Consider the following 16,107-nt stretch of genomic DNA (forward strand, 5'->3'; position numbering starts at 1 on the left):
ACGCACAGTTGTCATGGTCGATTAACCCGGCGGGCGCACGCTGACGAAAACATCGCAGAGGGTTGCCCATGACCAGCGCCGAGCTCGCCAGACCCAGCCGTAAACAACGGGTGCGAACCCTGTGGATCTCCGACGTGCATCTGGGCACGCGGGATTGCCAGGCCGAACACTTGTCGCAATTTCTCAAGGGCTACCACGCCGACAAGATCTACCTGGTCGGCGATATCATCGACGGCTGGAAACTGCGCGGCGGCATGTACTGGCCACAGGCGCACACCAACGTCATTCGCCGTTTGCTGACCATGAGCAAGCGCGGCACCGAGGTGATTTACGTCACCGGCAACCATGACGAATTCCTGCGCCGTTATTCGAAGCTGATTCTGGGCAACATCCAGTTGGTCGACGAGGCGGTGCATGTCACGGCCGACGGTCGCCATCTGCTGGTGATCCACGGTGATCAGTTCGATGTGATCACCCGTTATCACCGCTGGCTGGCCTTTCTTGGCGATTCGGCCTACGAATTTACCTTGACCCTCAACCGCTGGCTCAACCATTGGCGGGCGCGTTATGGCTACGGCTACTGGTCGCTCTCGGCGTACCTCAAGCACAAAGTGAAGACAGCGGTGAGTTTCATCAGTGACTTTGAAGAAGCCATCGCCCATGAGTGCGTGAAACGCGAGCTGCATGGCGTGGTCTGCGGGCACATTCACCATGCCGAGATCCGCAAGGTGGGCGAGGTGGATTACCTCAATTGTGGCGATTGGGTGGAGTCGTGCACGGCGCTGATCGAACATTGGGACGGCACGATTGAGTTGTATCGACTGGCGGACGCCCAGGCGCGCGAGGCGGAGCTGAAAGCGGCCAAAGTCGCCGAGCTTGCCTGAACAACCCGAATCCCCTGTGGGAGGGGCGCTGAGAGTCAGGCCGGGCTGTGTTCTTGCATTGCAGCCTTGTAAATCGAGTTCTTCGGCTGCGCAAACAACCGTTCCATCATCGGCTCAAAGAAACTCAACGGCAGGGTGTCATACGCTGGATCAAACGCGGCTGCATCGTATTTGGCACAAAACTCGGCCGTTGCCTGAAACTGCGGATGTTCCTTGAATTGCTCGCGCAGATGCCGATCCATACCCAGATGATGGAAGAAGTAGTAGCCCTGAAACACCCCGTGCTTCTCGACCATCCACAGATTATCGGCACTGACGAACGGCTTGAGAATGGCCGCTGCAATGTCCGGGTGGTTGTAGGAGCCAAGCGTGTCGCCGATATCGTGAAGTAGCGCGCAGACCACGTATTCCTCGTCACGACCATCGCGCCAGGCGCGGGTCGCAGTTTGTAGCGAGTGGGTCAGGCGATCTACCGGGAAGCCACCGAAGTCGCCTTCAAGCAGTTTCAGATGGGTCACGATCCGCGAGGGTAATTGTTTGGCGTAGGCAGTGAAGTCGGCGGCGATGATCGCCCAGTCTTCATGAGTACCGTCCTTCATATGGGTGAAGCGAGCATTGGCGTTCATCGGCCATCCTCATTGTTCTTGTTATCTAAAACGCCACGCGGCCGAGGATCATGTCGCGGTACATGACGAAGTCGCCGAACAGGCTGTACAGCGGATGCTGAAAAGTGGCCGGCCGGTTCTTTTCAAAGAAGAAGTGCCCGATCCAGGCAAAGCTGTAACCCGCTAACGGCAGGGCCAATAACAGCAGCCAGGCGCCTTTGGCGATGGTCATCGCCAGAATGAAAATAACCAGTGTGGTGCCGATGAAATGCAGGCGACGGCAGGTACTGTTGCTGTGTTCGCTGAGGTAATACGGATAGAACTCAGCGAAGCTTTTGAAATGCTTGGTGTTTTCCACGACCGCTATCTCTGTGGTTATTGTTCTGGCGACGAGTTGTTCTGCGGGTAGCTTATTTGAGTCTAGAGTGATCATTGGCGTGGGCCAGTGACAATCGGCGCCACTTTAGTATCCTTCGCAAATCAGGCCGTAACATGCGGTCCATCATGTAAAAGAATAACGCCATGAGCGAACGAACGACTTCTGCAAGCTGGGCGATGGGGATTGTCAAGGCACTGGAAATGGACGGCCTGGATTGCCGGGTTCTGTTCAGGCAACTGGGGCTCGATTACGCCGCCCTGGATGATCCGGATGCGCGTTTCCCGCAGGACTCCATGACCCGGCTCTGGCAACGGGCAGTCGAGCTGTCCGGCAATCCGGCGATCGGCCTGAACATGGGCAAAGTGGTGCGTCCGGCCTCGTTTCACGTTGCCGGTTACGCGCTGATGTCCAGCAACACGCTGGCCGAGGGTTTCCAGCGGCTGGTGCGCTATCAGCGGATTATCGCCGAGAGTGCCGACCTGAGCTTTCGTCTGCTGGAAGAAGGTTACGCGCTGATTCTGACGGTGCACGGCGATCACCTGCCGCCGACCCGGCAAAGCGCTGAAGCCTCACTGGCGTGTGCGTTGGGCCTGTGCGGCTGGCTGACCGGGCGCACGCTGCATCCGGTCAAAGTGCTGGTGCAGGGGGATCAGCCGGATAATCTGGAGCCCTATAAACAAGCCTTCCACGCACCGTTGGTGTTCAACGCGCCTTACGATGCGCTGATCTTCGAACGTGCCGACATGGAAGCACCGCTGCCCACCGCGAACGAAGCCATGGCGCTGTTGCACGACCGGTTTGCCGGGGAATATCTGGCGCGGTTCTCCGAGAGTCGCGTGACCCACAAGGCCCGCCAGGTGCTGTGTCGTCTACTGCCGCAGGGTGAGCCCAAACGCGACACGGTGGCGCAGACTCTGCATTTATCGCAGCGTACCTTGCAGCGCCGCTTGCAGGAGGAGGGCACGAGCTTTCAGCAATTGCTCGATGACACCCGCCGCGAATTGGCCGAGCAGTATCTGGCGCAGCCGAGCATGACCTTGCTGGAGATTGCCTATCTGTTGGGTTTTGCCGATCCGAGCAATTTCTTTCGCGCGTTTCGCCGCTGGTTCGACACCACGCCCGGCGATTACCGGGCGCGGCTGTTGCAGGCGCCGAATGTGGTCAGTGACGCCAGAAAGCCGGAATACACAGCACAAATACCGTAATGATCTCCAGTCGACCGAGCAGCATGCCGAACGACAGAATCCACTTCGCGGCATCTGGCAGCGTGGCGAAGTTACCCGCCGGGCCGATGGTTTCGCCCAGCCCCGGGCCGACGCCGGAGACGGTGCTGGCGGCGCCGGTCAGGGCGGTCATCCAATCGACGCCGAGCAGCGACAGCAGCAGCGCGATCACGCAGATGGTAATGGCGAAGAAGAACGAGAAGGTCAGAATCGAGCGCACGATCTCTTCGTCGAGGCGGTGACCGTTGTACTTCTGCTTGATCACCGCGCGTGGGTGGATCAGTTGATTAAGGTTGGCCTTGAGCAGAATGTAGGCGACCTGGAAACGGAAGATCTTGATCCCGCCGGCCGTCGATCCGGAACAGCCGCCAACAAAGCCCAGATAGAAGAACAGCATCAGCGAAAAGTTGCCCCACAGGCTGTAGTCGCCCAGGGCGAAACCGGTGGTGGTGACCACCGAGGTCACGTTCAGCGCCACGTGGCGTAGCGCCTCCAGCCAATGCAGTTTGGTCGTCCACCAGTACCAGGTGCCGAGGACCAGCCAGGTCACCAGCAACATCGCCAGCAAACCCTGCACCTGCTGATCCTTGATCAATGCCCTGCGATTGCCGCGCAGCGTCGCCACGTACAGGGTGAACGGCAGGCTACCGAGAATCATGATGACAATCGCCACCCAGTGCACCGCTGGTTGCGTCCACTTGGCCAGGGATTGGTCGGACGTCGAGAACCCGCCGGTGGAAATCGCCGACATGGCGTGGTTGATCGCGTCGAACGGGCTCATCCCGGCCCACCAGAACGCCAGGCTGCCGAGGATGGTGATGCCGACGTAGGCCGCCACGATCAGCCGCGCCACCATGTGCGAGCGCGGCATGACCTTTTCCGAGCGGTCCGAGGATTCGGTCTGGAACAGGCGCATGCCACCGATGCGCAGCAAGGGCAGGATCGCCACCGCCATGCCGATGAAGCCGATGCCGCCGATCCAGTGCAGCAATGAGCGCCACATCAGGATGCCGGGGGACATGTCGTCCAGATGGTTGAGTACGGTTGAACCGGTGGCGGTGATGCCGGACATGCTTTCGAAAAACGAATCGGTGTAGCTGATGTGCTGCGTCAGCAGAAACGGCAGCGCGGCGAAAATACACACCACCAGCCAACTGCTGACGGTCAGCAGGTACATGTCGCGCGGGCGCAGGTGAATGTGTTCCGGACGGCCCGGAATCACCAGCGCGAGGCCGGAGACGAAAGTGATCATGCTCGCCCAGAGGAACGAGGGCAGGTCGCTGGTGCGTTCGAAAATCACCAGGGTGGCCATGGGCACGACCATGGCCACGGCCAGCGTGATCAGGAAGATGCCGATGATAAAACCAATGATCCGTAAGGTCGGCAACGCCATGAAGTCCGCTCGGGCTGATGTGGGAAGGGCGCCATTCTACCCGTGGGGCCGGGCATGTAAACCGGCATGCTCTTGGCAGATAAAGCTAGAATAGCCGCACTTATTTTTCAGGAGGTGGCCGATGCAGGCTCTCGACGCTTTGCTCAACCGTGTTTCCGTTCCACGTCTGGTCGAACCGGCCCCCACTGCCGAGCAGCGCGAGGCCCTGTTTGGCGCAGCGTTGCGCGCGCCGGATCACGGTCACTTGCAGCCGTATCGCTTTCTGACTGTCGAAGGCGCGGCGCGCGAGCAGATGGGCGAGCTGCTGGCCGAGGCTGCACAAATGCAGGATGGCGAAGTCACTGAAGCAATGATCGACAAGGCCCGCAACGGCCCGCTGCGGGCGCCGTTGGTGGTTGTGGTGATCGCCAGGTTGCAGGAGCACGTCAAGTATCCGAAGGCCGAGCAATTGCTCGCGGCTGGCTGTGCCGCACACGGGATTCTGCTGGCGGCGTATGCGCAGGGGATTGGTGCGGTGTGGCGTACCGGTGATCTGGCGTATTCGAAACATGTCGCCCAAGGTTTGGGCCTGGCCGACGGTGAAGAGGTGATTGCATTCTTGTACCTCGGCACGCCGCAGAAAGAACCGCGCGTGGCGGAGAAGGTCGACCTGACCGAGTTCGTCAGCGCCTGGCCCGCCAAGGCCTGAAGATCAAAAGCCCCTCACCCTAACCCTCTCCCAAGGGGAGAGGGGACTGATGGGGGGATGTTGTAGAGGTGCGCCGACATGGGCGACATTTGCTGAATCCGTAATCGGCTTCAATTTAAGGCGAATACAAGGTTGATTCCGGATGCAGAATCCATGATCGACTCGGTCTTTCAGGTCGATGCATAGCGCCAGACACCTCGGTCGGCCCCCTCTCCCTCCGGGAGAGGGCTGGGGTGAGGGTGGCTCTTAGGGTTGCACCACCGCTCCGGGCACCAACGGCAATTCCAGGCTGGCAATAAACCCGCCCTGCGGATGATTGGCCAGCGTCAGGCTCCCGCCATGCCGCTCCGCCGCCCGCCGTGCAATCGCCAGGCCCAGGCCATGGCCCGCAGCCGTCTGCCCTGGCGCCCGGTAAAACGGCTCGCCCAACTGGCTCAAATGTTCGGCCTGCACCCCCGGCCCATGGTCGCGCACGCTCACAATGATTTTTTCGCCCTGACGCGACGCTTGCATTTCAATCGCCTGACCTTCCGGATTGAAGCGCTGAGCGTTGCGCAGCAGGTTGTCGACAGCGCGCTCGATCATGGTCGGCCAGCCTTTCAGGTTCAACTGCGGCTCGGCATCAAGGCGCACGATCTGCTCGGGCGACCCAAGCTTCGCATCCTTCTGCAATGTGCCGAGTAACGCATTCAAATCCACGTCTTCGGCACTGGCGTTATCGGCATCGACCCGCGCCAATACCAGAATTTCACTGATCAACGCTTCGAGGCGATCACACTCGCGAGTCAGGCGCGGCCAGAGTTTTTCCCGTTCTTCAGGATTGGCCCGTTCCGCCAACGCGAGGGCAATGCGCAATCGTGCCAGCGGCGAGCGCAGTTCGTGGGAGACATCGCGCAGCAACTGGCGCTGGCTGCCGATCAGGCTTTGCAGGCGCGCGCCCATGCGGTTGAAGTCGGTAGCGAGTACGCCGAATTCATCGCGACGATTGGCCAGTTTCGCCAGACTGTTCTGCTGATAGGTCGTCTGCCCCAGATCATGCACCGCGCCGCGCAGGCGGCTGAGCGGGCGGGTGATGGAAAAGGTCACGAGCAGGCTGAACAGGGTCAACACCACCAGCGCGATCCCCAGCGCACTCAGCGGCCAGAGCAGGCTTTCGCGGTGCCAGGCGTCGAGCTCCGGGTGCGGGATGCGGTAGATGAACAGGTAGGTGTCACCGGTTTTTTCGCTGGTGAATTCATCGGTCAGACGCCGCCATGGCAGGCGGCGGTCATCGTTGTTCTGCCGCGCCTCGAACGCAGCCGCACGGCGCGGGAAGGTGCCGCGTACCACGGGGTCGCCGCTCTCGTTGAGCACTTGAACGTCGATGTGATACTGGCGTTTGCGCTGTTGGAGGATGTTCTGCGCGGCTTCTTCGCCTTGGGCTTCGTAGGTCTGCGTCCATTCGCCGGCCAGGGTGCTGAGGCCCGGGTGGCGGCTGAGAATCCACGCGTCCTGGTTGAGCATGTGCCCCAGCAGAATCGACAGCCCCGCCACCAGAGCGATGGCCAGCCAGAAGCTCGCGAGAATACGCCAGAACAGTGAGCGCACAGAACATCCTCAAAACAATACAAAACCAATGTGGGATTGAGTGGCAACAGGCCCATCGGGTTTAGCCGATGGGCCATGGGTCAAAACATTATTGCGCCTTTTGCGCCTTCCACGCCTTGAACTCGGCCCATTCAGCGCGGCGTTCGGCCTGTTTCTTCTGGATCTCGTCGAATTTCTTCTGTTGATCCGGCTTCAGCACCGCACGTACATCGGTTTCGGCTTTCTTGTGGTTGGCCGCTATCTCGTCCTTCATGGCTTTCTGGTCTGCCGGCGAGAGTTTTTCCAGGTACTTGTCGACCACTTGCTTACGCTCGTGCATCTGCTCGCCCATGATCTTGCGGATCTGTTCGCGCTGTTCGCGGGACAGGTCGAGTTGGCTGTAAGGGCCTTTGCCGTGCATGCCGTGCATCTGACCACCGTGGCGTGGGCCATCAAGCGGGCCGCCCATCGGGCCGCCATCCTGCGGCATGGCCATGGCCACAGTTGGAAGAGCGGTAGCGAACATCAGAGCGATAAGAGTCTTGCGCATGGTGTATCTCCTTGTCTCGTTCCCGGTACGTTCCGGATGAGTTCAGATTACGGAGATCAAGGTCAGCGGCGGTCAGCGCTACGTAAAGCTTGGGTAAAGACGTTAGAGCGCTGACCTGACACTTTCTACAGGCTGTAGTAGTAACCACGACTGCGCAGGGCGACGATGCGCGGGCGGCCGTCCGGGTGCGGGCCGATCTTCTTGCGCAGGTTGCTGACGTGCATGTCGAGGCTGCGGTCGTACAGGGTCAGCTTGCGCCCGAGGGCAAGCTGCGCCAGTTCCTGTTTGTCCAGTGGCTCGCCGGGTTGCTTGAGCAACGCTTCGAGCAGGCGGCTTTCGGAGACGGTGAGGGTCAGTTCTTTCTCGTCGATGCTGACCACGCCGCGCACCGGGCTGAAACTCAGGTCGCCGAGTTCAAGCTGAGTCGACACCGCCGCCGGATGGCTGCGGCGCAACACGGCGCGCAGGCGCGCGGTCAGCTCGCGCGGATCGCAAGGTTTGGCCAGATAATCATCGGCGCCCAGTTCCAGGCCGAGGATACGGTCCAGTGGCTCGCCACGGGCTGACAGCATCAGCACCGGCAGGTCGGCGTGATCGCTGCGCAGTTGCTTGAGCAGTTCCAGACCGCTGCCGTCCGGTAGCATCACGTCCAGCACCACCGCTGCCGGCGCGGTTTCGGCCAATGCCTTGCGCGCGCTCTGGCCATCGTGGCAGGCACGTACCTGGAAGCCTTCCTGGCTCAGCCAGCTACTCAGGAGTTCGCACAACTCCTGGTCATCATCAATCAGTAACAGCTCGCTCATGACTCACTCAATTTAGCCATTGCCGACGTTTTCGGCTTGCTCCACTGGCAAAGATACCGCAGAGCAGCGCCAATAGCGCTACCCCGGCTCCCGTAACGAACCACTGCTGCTGTTCGGTCAACAGACGCGGCAGCGGGCTGGCCTGGGCTTCCTTGAGTTGCAGCTTGAGGCGCTGGTTCTCCTGGCGCAGCCGGGCGAGCTGGGCGCTTTCGCGTGCGTTGTCGGCATTCTGCAGTTGTTTGTTCAGCTCTTCCCGCTGCTGCTCGCTGGCTTTGAGGCGCTGTTGCAACTCGGTGATCTGGCTGCCGGCACTTAACGACAATGGCGTGGAGTTGCCACCCTCGGTGGTTTCTTCACCATGGGCGGGCGCCATGATCGACAACGTGACCAACATCAGACACAACGAACCCTTGCGCATTGCGACACCTGCTTCCAAATGGATATTGGGCAGGTTGTCGGCAGGCAAACGAGAATAATGAGCGATTGAGAGCGGCAGGAACCAGGAAGGTTCAGTTTCAGCGGCAGCGTCGCGAACGATGAGGGGAGCAATCCCCTCATCACGGGACTTTCAAGGCAGGACTTGTTTGAACGGCTTCACGACCACATTGGCGTAGACACCTGCGCCAATGTACGGATCAGCATCAGCCCACGCTTGCGCCGCGCTCAGCGAATCGAACTCGGCGACGATCAGGCTGCCGGTGAAACCCGCTGCGCCCGGATCATTGCTGTCGACGGCCGGGTGCGGGCCGGCCAGTACGATGCGGCCTTCGCCCTTGAGCGCTTGCAGGCGTTCCAGATGCGCAGGGCGCGCGGCGAGTCGCGCTTCCAGCGAGTTGGCGACGTCGGTGGCAATGATGGCGTAGAGCATGTCAGTCCTCGGTTTTTGGTGTTGTGGTATCGGCGTCGTGCAAATGGCGGGACAGGTAAATGCCCTGGCCAACCAGGAACAGCAGGGTCAAGCCCAGGCTGCCGAACACCTTGAAGTCCACCCAGATGCTCTGGAAGGTGAAGGCGACGAACAGGTTGGCAGTCCCGCAGAACAGGAAAAAGGCGATCCAGGCAATGTTCAGGCGGGTCCAGACCGGGTCAGGCAGGGTCAGCGCGTGACCCATGATGCGCTTGATCAGCAGGCGGTCACCGATGAAGTGGCTGCCGATGAATGCGAGGGCGAACAGCCAGTTGACCACCGGGGCCTTCCATTTCAGGAAGGTTTCGCTGTGGAAGGCCAGGGTCAGGCTGCCGAATACAAGGCAGGCGATCAGGGTCAGCCATTGGCTCTTTTCCAGCTTGCGCTGTTTGATGAGGAGCGCGCCGTACACCACCAGCGAACTGATGATCAGCATCGCCGTGGCGCTGTAAATACCGCCTACAGTCACTTCATGGCCAGCGATGTCGACGACCCGTGGATCAAGTTTGTAAACGATGAAGAACAGCAGAAGCGGGATGAAATCGATGAATTGTTTCACAGTGAGAGCCAGAAGCTGGATGTGGCGGCATAATAACAAACATATGGGCGCGCGATAGCGCCGGCTGATTTGAGGTTACAACTCTCCGTGAATGTTGATTTGCACTGCCATAGCACGGCCTCCGATGGCGCCCTGGCGCCTGCGGTTCTGGTTGCGCGTGCGTTCGAAAACGGCGTGCGAGTCCTGGCGTTGACCGACCACGACACCCTCGAAGGCCTCGCCGAAGCGCGCACGGCCGCCAACGAATTGGGCATGCAACTGGTCAACGGCGTCGAATTGTCCTGCACCTGGGGCGGCGCGACGATTCATGTGTTGGGCTACGGTTTCGACGTCAACGCCGCACCGTTGGTCGAGGCGATTGCCAAATTGCACGATGGCCGCTGGCTGCGGTCGGAAGAAATAAGCCGCAAGCTCGCCCTCAAGGGCATGCCCGGTGCCCTCGACGGCGCCCGGCAGATCCAGCAGGAACTGGGCGACAGCGACAACGCGCCGGCCCGTCCGCATTTCGCCGACTGGATGGTGCGTGAGGGTTTTGTAAAGGATCGCGCCGAGGCATTCCGCAAATGGCTTGGCGCCGGCAAGCTGGGTGACGTCAAGTTGCACTGGCCGACACTGGAAGACACCGTCGGTACCCTGCGCGCCGCCAATGCCTGGGTCAGCCTGGCGCATCCGTGTCACTATGATTTCACCCGCAGCAAGCGCCGAAAGCTGATTGCCGACTATATTCAAGCAGGCGGGCATGCAATCGAGGTGGTCAATGGCCATCAGCCTGCGGAACAGGTGGGCAGCCTGGCAATCCTTGCCCGTGAGTTCGGTCTGCTGGTCAGCGCCGGCAGTGACTTCCATGGCCCAGGCGGCTGGTCAGAGATCGGCCAGTACCGGCCGGTTCCCGAGGACCTTCCACCCCTGTGGGGTCGGTTCAAACATGACACAGTTATTGCCGCCGTCTGAACAGGTAGAGAATGTGAGTCAATTTTTCCAGATACATCCGGAAAACCCGCAAGCGCGCCTGATAAAACAGGCGGTCGAGATCATCCGCAAGGGCGGGGTGGTGATTTATCCCACAGACTCTTCCTATGCCATCGGTTGCCAGATCGGCGACAAGACCGCGATCGAGCGCGTGCGGCGCCTGCGTCAGCTGGACGAAAAGCACAACTTCGCGCTGATCTGCAGCGACCTGTCGCAACTGGGCAACTACGCCAAGATCGACACCGGCACCTTCCGCATTCTCAAGGCGCACCTGCCGGGGCCGTACACCTTCATTCTCAACGCCACCCGCGAAGTGCCGCGTCTGTTGCTGCATCCGAAGAAGCGCACCATCGGCCTGCGTGTGCCGAGCCATCCGATTGCGCTGGCATTGCTGGCCGAACTCGGTGAGCCGCTGATGAGCGTGACCCTGATCATGCCCGGTGATGACGACCCGCTCAGCGATCCATACGAAATGCGCCAACTGCTCGAACATCAGGTGGATTTGATCATTGACGGCGGCTTCGGCGGCATCAAAGCCTCCACGGTGATCGACCTGACGGGCGACGACCCTGAAGTGATCCGCGTCGGTTGTGGCGATCCCGCGCCGTTCATGGTCGAGGCCTGAATGTCCGCAGTGGAAACCGTTGTCGATCCCCAGGCCGGCGCTCAGCAGGAACTGCCGTTTGCCATGGTCTATGGCCAAGCAGTCATGGAAATGCCGCTGGACCTGTACATCCCGCCGGATGCGCTGGAAGTCTTTCTTGAAGCCTTTGAAGGCCCGCTCGACCTGCTGCTGTACCTGATCCGCAAACAGAACATCAACATCCTCGACATTCCCGTGGCGGAAATCACCCGTCAATACATGGGTTATGTCGAGTTGATGCAGTCGGTGCGCCTGGAACTGGCCGCCGAATATCTGGTGATGGCGGCGATGCTTGCCGAGATCAAGTCGCGCATGCTCCTGCCCCGCGCCGAAACCGTCGAAGACGAAGAGGACGACCCGCGCGCCGAATTGATTCGTCGCTTGCAGGAGTACGAGCGCTTCAAGGCTGCGGCTGAAGGTATCGACGGCTTGAGCCGGGTCGGTCGCGATGTGATCGTGCCCAAGCTCGACGCCCCGGAAGCCCGTGCGCGCAAGCTGTTGCCGGATGTCGCGCTGGAAGAGATCTTGATGTGCATGGCCGAAGTGCTGCGCCGTGGCGACATGTTTGAAAGCCACCAGGTCAGCCGCGAGGCATTGTCCACCCGCGAGCGCATGAGCGATGTGCTCGAACGCCTCAAGGGCGGCGGTTTCGTGCCGTTCGTCGAGCTGTTCACGGCCGAAGAGGGCAGGCTGGGTGTGGTGGTGACCTTTATGGCGATCCTTGAACTGGTCAAGGAATCCTTGGTCGAGCTGGTGCAGAATGAGCCGTTCGCCGCGATCCACGTGCGAGCCCGAGCCGAATAACGAGTCGAAACATGAACCTGACTGAACCCCGCGAGCTGGCGCCCCTGCTTGAAGCCTTTCTGTTGGCTTCGGGAAAGCCGCAATCCCTTGAACGCCTGTTCGAACTGTTCGAAGAGGGCGAACGCCCCGAGCCGGCGGTTTTCAAGAAGGCCCTGACGCTGCTGGGCAAGTCCTGCGAGGGCCGCGCGTTCGAGCTCAAGGAAGTCTCTTCGGGCTACCGCTTGCAGATCCGCGAAAAATTTTCGCCGTGGGTCGGACGACTGTGGGAGGAGCGCCCGCAGCGGTACTCCCGTGCCTTGCTGGAAACCATCGCGTTGATTGCCTATCGCCAGCCAATCACCCGTGGCGAGATCGAAGACGTGCGTGGCGTGGCGGTGAACAGCAACATCGTCAAGACGTTGCTTGAGCGCGAGTGGATTCGCGTGGTCGGTTACCGTGATGTCCCCGGCAAACCGGCGATGTTCGCCACCACCAAGGCGTTTCTCGACCACTTCAACCTGAAGAACCTCGAAGACCTGCCTCCGTTGGCCGAACTGCGCGAGATGGAGGCCGAGCCGGTGCTCGATTTCGACGATGCGCCAGTGCCGCAGGGTCTGCAGGACCTGGCCGATGCCAGTGCCGAGCCGGAGGAAGAGAAAGCAGAGACCAGTTTCCACACGCTGTTGCTGGAACTGGACAGCATGGAAGAGGGGATCAAGACCGACTTCGACGACTTGCTGCGTGATGCGGTTGACGGTGAGACGCCGACGGTTGAAGCAGGCGTCGAGACTGAGCCACAGATCGCCGAACCAACCCTTGAAGTTGAACTTGAAGCCGAGCCAGAAGCCGAACCGGAAGAAGACATTCTCGGCGTCGCCGAAGCCCGGGAAAAGCTGTTGGCCGCCGTCGCTGCCCTCGAACAACCCGCGCCCGAACCCGAGCTGAGCGAAGAAGAGGCCGAAGCCCGCGCCCTGGCCGAAGCCATCGAAGCCGAACGCCGCGAATTCGAAGACTGACCCGCCCTGAAGAAGACCGCTCCCACATTTGGACCTGTATACAGTCAGGAGATGCTGATGAGCTCCACCAAAGACCCGTGCATCAGCGTTTGCAAATTCAGTGAGGACATCTGCCTCGGCTGCGGTCGCAGCAAGCGCGAAATCAAGGCCTGGAAGAAACTCGACAAGGACGACAAGCGCACCGTGCTCGCCGAGGCCGCGCTGCGCCTGATCAAACTCGGTGGCGCCGGTCGGCGGAAAAAGAAATAACTGTCGATTGATCAGCTAGTCTCTGATGCGCGATGGCCCACATCCGCGTATGATTCGCGACCCTTCGCCGATCCCTTCGGTCGAGAGCCCAGATTTCAACGCTTCAGGCGTCCAATTCAGAACGCCTGAACAGACCACACCGGGAGGTGCCCAGATGAGTGACATCAATCAGAAAGACGACCAGGAAATTGGCCCGGCAGGCGAAAAGCTGCAGAAAGTCCTCGCCCGTATCGGCGTCGGCTCGCGCCGTGACGTGGAATCCTGGATCAGCCAGGGCCGGATCAAGGTCAATGGCAAAGACGCCACCCTCGGTCTGCGCGTCGACATGCACGACGCCATCACCATTGATGGCAAGGTGATCAAGCGCGAAGAGGCGGCCGAATCGGTACGCCGCGTGATCATGTACAACAAACCCGATGGCGAGATCTGCACCCGTGACGACCCGGAAGGCCGTCCGACCGTGTTCGACAAGCTGCCGCGTCCGAAAGAAGGCCGCTGGATCAACATCGGTCGTCTCGACATCAACACCACCGGTTTGCTGATGTTCACCACTGACGGTGAGCTGGCTAACCGTCTGATGCACCCGTCCTACGAGATGGACCGTGAATACGCCGTGCGTGTACGCGGTGAAGTCGACGACGAAATGATCGAACGCCTGAAGGCTGGCGTGGTGCTGGAAGACGGCCCGGCCAGGTTCACCGACATCAAGCAGGCACCGGGCGGCGAAGGCTTCAACCACTGGTATCACTGCGTGGTGATGGAAGGCCGTAACCGTGAGGTTCGTCGTCTGTGGGAATCCCAGGGGCTGGTGGTCAGCCGTCTGAAGCGTGTGCGTTTCGGTCCGGTGTTCCTCAACTCCGACCTGCCGATGGGTCGCTGGCGCGAAATGAGCCAGTACGAAGTCGACATCCTCAGTGCTGAAGTCGGCCTGACGCCAGTGGCAATGCCGCAACTGAACGCCAAGAGCAAAGACAAGCTTGAACGTATGCAGCGCAAGTCGTCGCGGCCGATGGCCAAGACCGAGCGCGTGCGCACGTTGCGTCCTGCTGCTGGTGCGCCGACCGGCCCACGCCCAAGCCGCGAGCCGCAGATCGAAGGCGAGCGTCCAGGTCGCAAGCCAGTTGTCCGTGACGGCGAGCGCGCTCCGCGCCCGGCCAACGGTCGCACTGAACGTGGCGAGCGTGGCGGTCGCGGTACGCCAGTGGCGGATCGTCCAGCGGACACCACCAACAAGCGTCCGGCCAAGCCTGCGCCGAAGCGTCCGGGGATCAAGCTGGTCGACGGCGACAAGCCGTCGGGCAAGCGTCGTGGTGCACCGGCAGGGTCTGGTCAGCGTCCAGGATTTGGTCGCAAGAAGCCGGAATAAGGCAGCTGTGAGCTTCTAGCGGCAAGCTTCAAGCTGAAGCAGAAACGCCAACCTCAGGGTTGGCGTTTTTTTTCGTCTGGCAGAAGTTATATAGCGACTGATTCGGCCTCTTCGCGAGCAGGCTCGCTCCCACATTGGAATTGCGTGGAACATAAATCCCCTGTGGGAGCGAGCCTGCTCGCGAAGGCGTCAGTCGCCTAGAACACAAAGCGCCCGTCAAACACCGGCTTGTCATCCAACGCCAACACTCCACCCGAAAAGATCAGATCGAGGTGATGACTGCCTTTTGCGCCACCGCCCAAGCCAAGGTGCAAGCCACAATGCCGCTCCTCAAACCCGGCATTACGCGCATACAAATCCTTCACACCTTCATTGGTGCCAATCCCCAACTCTTCAATCCGCCGGTTCGACGGATTGGCGTCCAGATACTTGTTGAAATCATGCTCCAGCCCCGGCACGTCCGTGGCGATGCGGCTGATGGTCGAGTTCTCGATCCACAGTTCCAGCGGCGATTCCAGCACGCCGTACTTGCGCGCAAACGGAATGGTGCTGAGGAACGTGCCCTTGAATTTCACGTGGCCATTGATGGCTTCGCTGTGGGTGGCGATTTCGCCGGGGGCGAGGTCGAAGTTGCCGACGCCGTTGATGTCGGTCCACTTCTTGATGCTACTCATGGGCGCTTCGAACCATGAGCCTTGATCGTCCTTGAAGCTCAGCGTTGTTGCCTGGGACATGCGCTGGATCAGATGGCTGTTGAGCCCGGCAATACGCTGCGGCGTGACGCTGAAGGTGTCGTAGAAATAATCGCCGTAATCCTTGAACAGCAGCGACTTCTTCCAGTTTTCCGCCATCACCGCCTGCAGCGCGCGGACGAACTCCGGCCCGTCGGGGCGCGGGTTGGGCAAGGTGGAAGAGTCGTAGAAGAAAATGTACAGATCGCTGTCGGCAATCGCCGCGGCCAGCGTTGCGGTGCTGTCCAGGTCCAGGCGCCGGGCACTGAAGGTAAAGCATGGATGATCGTCGGCCTGTTCGGCGATGGCGCCGGCCAGTGCTTCGTAATCAGCCGTGTGGCCGAGCAGTACCTTCGCCGAGTCGAGGCCGGCGAGGGCGGGGTGATGTTCGAGGTAGTAAAGGAAATGCGAGATCGCGCGGGGCTTATCCATGTGTCCTCCCTGACTGACCGAAGAAAAGCGGCAGGCACGACCGGCCGGATCGTGCCTGCCCGGGGATGTCTTACAGAGGCCACATCGCCGTGCCGAACGGAACCACCGCGTCGGCTTGCATCATTTCCACGGCGGCCTCATGGGTCGGTGCTTCAAACCATTCGTCCAGTTGCAGTTCGGTATCCAAGTCTTTTTCCAATGCTTGCATGGTCGATCTCCTAGATGACTTTCACGGTTGTAAAAGCAACGCGCCCCCAATTTTGAACAGCGCGCTGACTGGCCGGTCGAGGTGGCCGGCAAGACGTGAAAAACCTAGTTCAGGCTGATTTGTAATGCAAAATATTATTTATTTAAAATTTAA

General features: G+C 60.4%; 20 protein-coding genes. 9 read left to right on the forward strand and 11 right to left on the reverse strand.

Annotated features, from left to right (window positions below; genetic code table 11):
• Window positions 1-68: 68 nt before the first annotated feature.
• On the forward strand, window positions 69-884 hold the full coding sequence (locus AACY19_RS25775) for a UDP-2,3-diacylglucosamine diphosphatase (protein WP_007919701.1): 816 nt from the start codon (window positions 69-71) through the stop codon (window positions 882-884).
• Between the two features lie 35 nt (window positions 885-919).
• Here the strand turns inward: AACY19_RS25775 and AACY19_RS25780 are convergent, their stop codons facing one another.
• Together AACY19_RS25780 and AACY19_RS25785 are read right to left on the reverse strand one after the other, a co-directional pair.
• The gene (locus AACY19_RS25780) at window positions 920-1,510 is read right to left on the reverse strand and encodes an HD domain-containing protein (protein ID WP_339454362.1); all 591 of its coding nucleotides are present in this window, start codon (window positions 1,508-1,510) and stop codon (window positions 920-922) included.
• A gap of 25 nt (window positions 1,511-1,535) precedes the next feature.
• On the reverse strand, window positions 1,536-1,847 hold the full coding sequence (locus tag AACY19_RS25785; protein WP_339454363.1) for a DUF962 domain-containing protein: 312 nt from the start codon (window positions 1,845-1,847) through the stop codon (window positions 1,536-1,538).
• Window positions 1,848-2,011: 164 nt separating this feature from the next.
• Between AACY19_RS25785 and AACY19_RS25790 the strand changes: the two genes are divergently transcribed.
• Window positions 2,012-3,073: an AraC family transcriptional regulator gene (locus tag AACY19_RS25790; protein ID WP_339454364.1), complete on the forward strand. Its 1,062-nt coding sequence runs from the start codon at window positions 2,012-2,014 to the stop codon at window positions 3,071-3,073.
• Here the strand turns inward: AACY19_RS25790 and AACY19_RS25795 are convergent.
• Entirely contained in the window at window positions 3,030-4,484 is a 1,455-nt protein-coding gene (locus tag AACY19_RS25795; protein WP_339454365.1) for a TrkH family potassium uptake protein, read from the reverse strand. The genes AACY19_RS25790 and AACY19_RS25795 overlap by 44 nt on opposite strands.
• A gap of 121 nt (window positions 4,485-4,605) precedes the next feature.
• Here AACY19_RS25795 and AACY19_RS25800 point away from each other — a divergent pair, with 121 nt between their 5' ends.
• Entirely contained in the window at window positions 4,606-5,172 is a 567-nt protein-coding gene (locus tag AACY19_RS25800; RefSeq protein WP_339454366.1) for a nitroreductase family protein, read from the forward strand.
• 246 nt (window positions 5,173-5,418) lie between these two features.
• Here AACY19_RS25800 and AACY19_RS25805 read toward each other — a convergent pair whose 3' ends face one another.
• The 6 genes from AACY19_RS25805 to AACY19_RS25830 all read right to left on the reverse strand — a co-directional run bounded on the left by AACY19_RS25805 (window position 5,419) and on the right by AACY19_RS25830 (window position 9,557).
• Window positions 5,419-6,759 carry a sensor histidine kinase gene (locus tag AACY19_RS25805; RefSeq protein WP_339454367.1) on the reverse strand — a complete coding sequence of 447 codons (1,341 nt, stop codon included), beginning with the start codon at window positions 6,757-6,759 and terminating at the stop codon, window positions 5,419-5,421.
• Window positions 6,760-6,847: 88 nt separating this feature from the next.
• Window positions 6,848-7,288: a Spy/CpxP family protein refolding chaperone gene (locus AACY19_RS25810; RefSeq protein WP_339454368.1), complete on the reverse strand. Its 441-nt coding sequence runs from the start codon at window positions 7,286-7,288 to the stop codon at window positions 6,848-6,850.
• Window positions 7,289-7,413: 125 nt separating this feature from the next.
• Window positions 7,414-8,091 carry a response regulator transcription factor gene (locus AACY19_RS25815; RefSeq protein ID WP_008088822.1) on the reverse strand — a complete coding sequence of 226 codons (678 nt, stop codon included), beginning with the start codon at window positions 8,089-8,091 and terminating at the stop codon, window positions 7,414-7,416.
• Window positions 8,092-8,098: 7 nt separating this feature from the next.
• Window positions 8,099-8,509, reverse strand: a complete 411-nt coding sequence (locus AACY19_RS25820; RefSeq protein ID WP_339454369.1) for a translation initiation factor 2 — start codon at window positions 8,507-8,509, stop codon at window positions 8,099-8,101.
• A 150-nt stretch (window positions 8,510-8,659) separates the two neighbouring features.
• Window positions 8,660-8,959 (reverse strand): YciI family protein, encoded by a 300-nt coding sequence (locus AACY19_RS25825; protein WP_339454370.1) that lies wholly within the window; start codon window positions 8,957-8,959, stop codon window positions 8,660-8,662.
• 1 nt (window position 8,960) lies between these two features.
• Window positions 8,961-9,557, reverse strand: a complete 597-nt coding sequence (locus AACY19_RS25830; RefSeq protein ID WP_339454371.1) for a septation protein A — start codon at window positions 9,555-9,557, stop codon at window positions 8,961-8,963.
• An 87-nt stretch (window positions 9,558-9,644) separates the two neighbouring features.
• Between AACY19_RS25830 and AACY19_RS25835 the strand changes: the two genes are divergently transcribed.
• The 6 genes from AACY19_RS25835 to rluB all read left to right on the forward strand — a co-directional run bounded on the left by AACY19_RS25835 (window position 9,645) and on the right by rluB (window position 14,583).
• Entirely contained in the window at window positions 9,645-10,508 is an 864-nt protein-coding gene (locus AACY19_RS25835) for a PHP domain-containing protein (protein ID WP_339454372.1), read from the forward strand.
• Between the two features lie 13 nt (window positions 10,509-10,521).
• The gene (locus AACY19_RS25840; RefSeq protein ID WP_339454373.1) at window positions 10,522-11,151 is read left to right on the forward strand and encodes an L-threonylcarbamoyladenylate synthase; all 630 of its coding nucleotides are present in this window, start codon (window positions 10,522-10,524) and stop codon (window positions 11,149-11,151) included.
• Between the two features lie 123 nt (window positions 11,152-11,274).
• Window positions 11,275-11,973 (forward strand): segregation and condensation protein A, encoded by a 699-nt coding sequence (locus AACY19_RS25845; RefSeq protein ID WP_172828192.1) that lies wholly within the window; start codon window positions 11,275-11,277, stop codon window positions 11,971-11,973.
• An 11-nt stretch (window positions 11,974-11,984) separates the two neighbouring features.
• Window positions 11,985-12,968 (forward strand): SMC-Scp complex subunit ScpB, encoded by a 984-nt coding sequence (gene scpB / locus AACY19_RS25850; RefSeq protein WP_339454374.1) that lies wholly within the window; start codon window positions 11,985-11,987, stop codon window positions 12,966-12,968.
• A gap of 57 nt (window positions 12,969-13,025) precedes the next feature.
• Window positions 13,026-13,217, forward strand: coding sequence for a DUF1289 domain-containing protein (locus AACY19_RS25855; protein ID WP_339454375.1), 192 nt, complete (start codon window positions 13,026-13,028; stop codon window positions 13,215-13,217).
• Window positions 13,218-13,371: 154 nt separating this feature from the next.
• Entirely contained in the window at window positions 13,372-14,583 is a 1,212-nt protein-coding gene (rluB, locus tag AACY19_RS25860) for a 23S rRNA pseudouridine(2605) synthase RluB (RefSeq protein ID WP_339454376.1), read from the forward strand.
• Between the two features lie 197 nt (window positions 14,584-14,780).
• On the opposite strand, the gene AACY19_RS25865 is transcribed toward rluB, so the two are convergent.
• Entirely contained in the window at window positions 14,781-15,746 is a 966-nt protein-coding gene (locus AACY19_RS25865) for a leucyl aminopeptidase (RefSeq protein WP_339454377.1), read from the reverse strand.
• Window positions 15,747-15,816: 70 nt separating this feature from the next.
• Complete coding sequence (locus AACY19_RS25870; RefSeq protein ID WP_003222780.1) at window positions 15,817-15,954, reverse strand: hypothetical protein; 138 nt, start codon at window positions 15,952-15,954, stop codon at window positions 15,817-15,819.
• Between the last annotated feature and the right edge of the window lie 153 nt (window positions 15,955-16,107).

It is taken from the genome of Pseudomonas sp. EA_5y_Pfl2_R50 (assembly GCF_963970475.1).
In the GTDB taxonomy this organism is placed as follows: Bacteria; Pseudomonadota; Gammaproteobacteria; order Pseudomonadales; family Pseudomonadaceae; genus Aquipseudomonas.

Bases quoted from the DNA above. Each gene is read 5' to 3' on its own strand.
- AACY19_RS25775 (WP_007919701.1), top strand. From the start codon at position 69: ATGACCAGCGCCGAGCTCGCCAGACCCAGCCGTAAACAACGGGTGCGA.
- AACY19_RS25780 (WP_339454362.1), bottom strand. From the start codon at position 1,510: ATGAACGCCAATGCTCGCTTCACCCATATGAAGGACGGTACTCATGAA.
- AACY19_RS25790 (WP_339454364.1), top strand. From the start codon at position 2,012: ATGAGCGAACGAACGACTTCTGCAAGCTGGGCGATGGGGATTGTCAAG.
- AACY19_RS25795 (WP_339454365.1), bottom strand. From the start codon at position 4,484: ATGGCGTTGCCGACCTTACGGATCATTGGTTTTATCATCGGCATCTTC.
- AACY19_RS25800 (WP_339454366.1), top strand. From the start codon at position 4,606: ATGCAGGCTCTCGACGCTTTGCTCAACCGTGTTTCCGTTCCACGTCTG.
- AACY19_RS25810 (WP_339454368.1), bottom strand. From the start codon at position 7,288: ATGCGCAAGACTCTTATCGCTCTGATGTTCGCTACCGCTCTTCCAACT.
- AACY19_RS25815 (WP_008088822.1), bottom strand. From the start codon at position 8,091: ATGAGCGAGCTGTTACTGATTGATGATGACCAGGAGTTGTGCGAACTC.
- AACY19_RS25820 (WP_339454369.1), bottom strand. From the start codon at position 8,509: ATGCGCAAGGGTTCGTTGTGTCTGATGTTGGTCACGTTGTCGATCATG.
- AACY19_RS25825 (WP_339454370.1), bottom strand. From the start codon at position 8,959: ATGCTCTACGCCATCATTGCCACCGACGTCGCCAACTCGCTGGAAGCG.
- scpB (WP_339454374.1), top strand. From the start codon at position 11,985: ATGAACCTGACTGAACCCCGCGAGCTGGCGCCCCTGCTTGAAGCCTTT.
- AACY19_RS25855 (WP_339454375.1), top strand. From the start codon at position 13,026: ATGAGCTCCACCAAAGACCCGTGCATCAGCGTTTGCAAATTCAGTGAG.
- rluB (WP_339454376.1), top strand. From the start codon at position 13,372: ATGAGTGACATCAATCAGAAAGACGACCAGGAAATTGGCCCGGCAGGC.
- AACY19_RS25865 (WP_339454377.1), bottom strand. From the start codon at position 15,746: ATGGATAAGCCCCGCGCGATCTCGCATTTCCTTTACTACCTCGAACAT.
- AACY19_RS25870 (WP_003222780.1), bottom strand. From the start codon at position 15,954: ATGCAAGCATTGGAAAAAGACTTGGATACCGAACTGCAACTGGACGAA.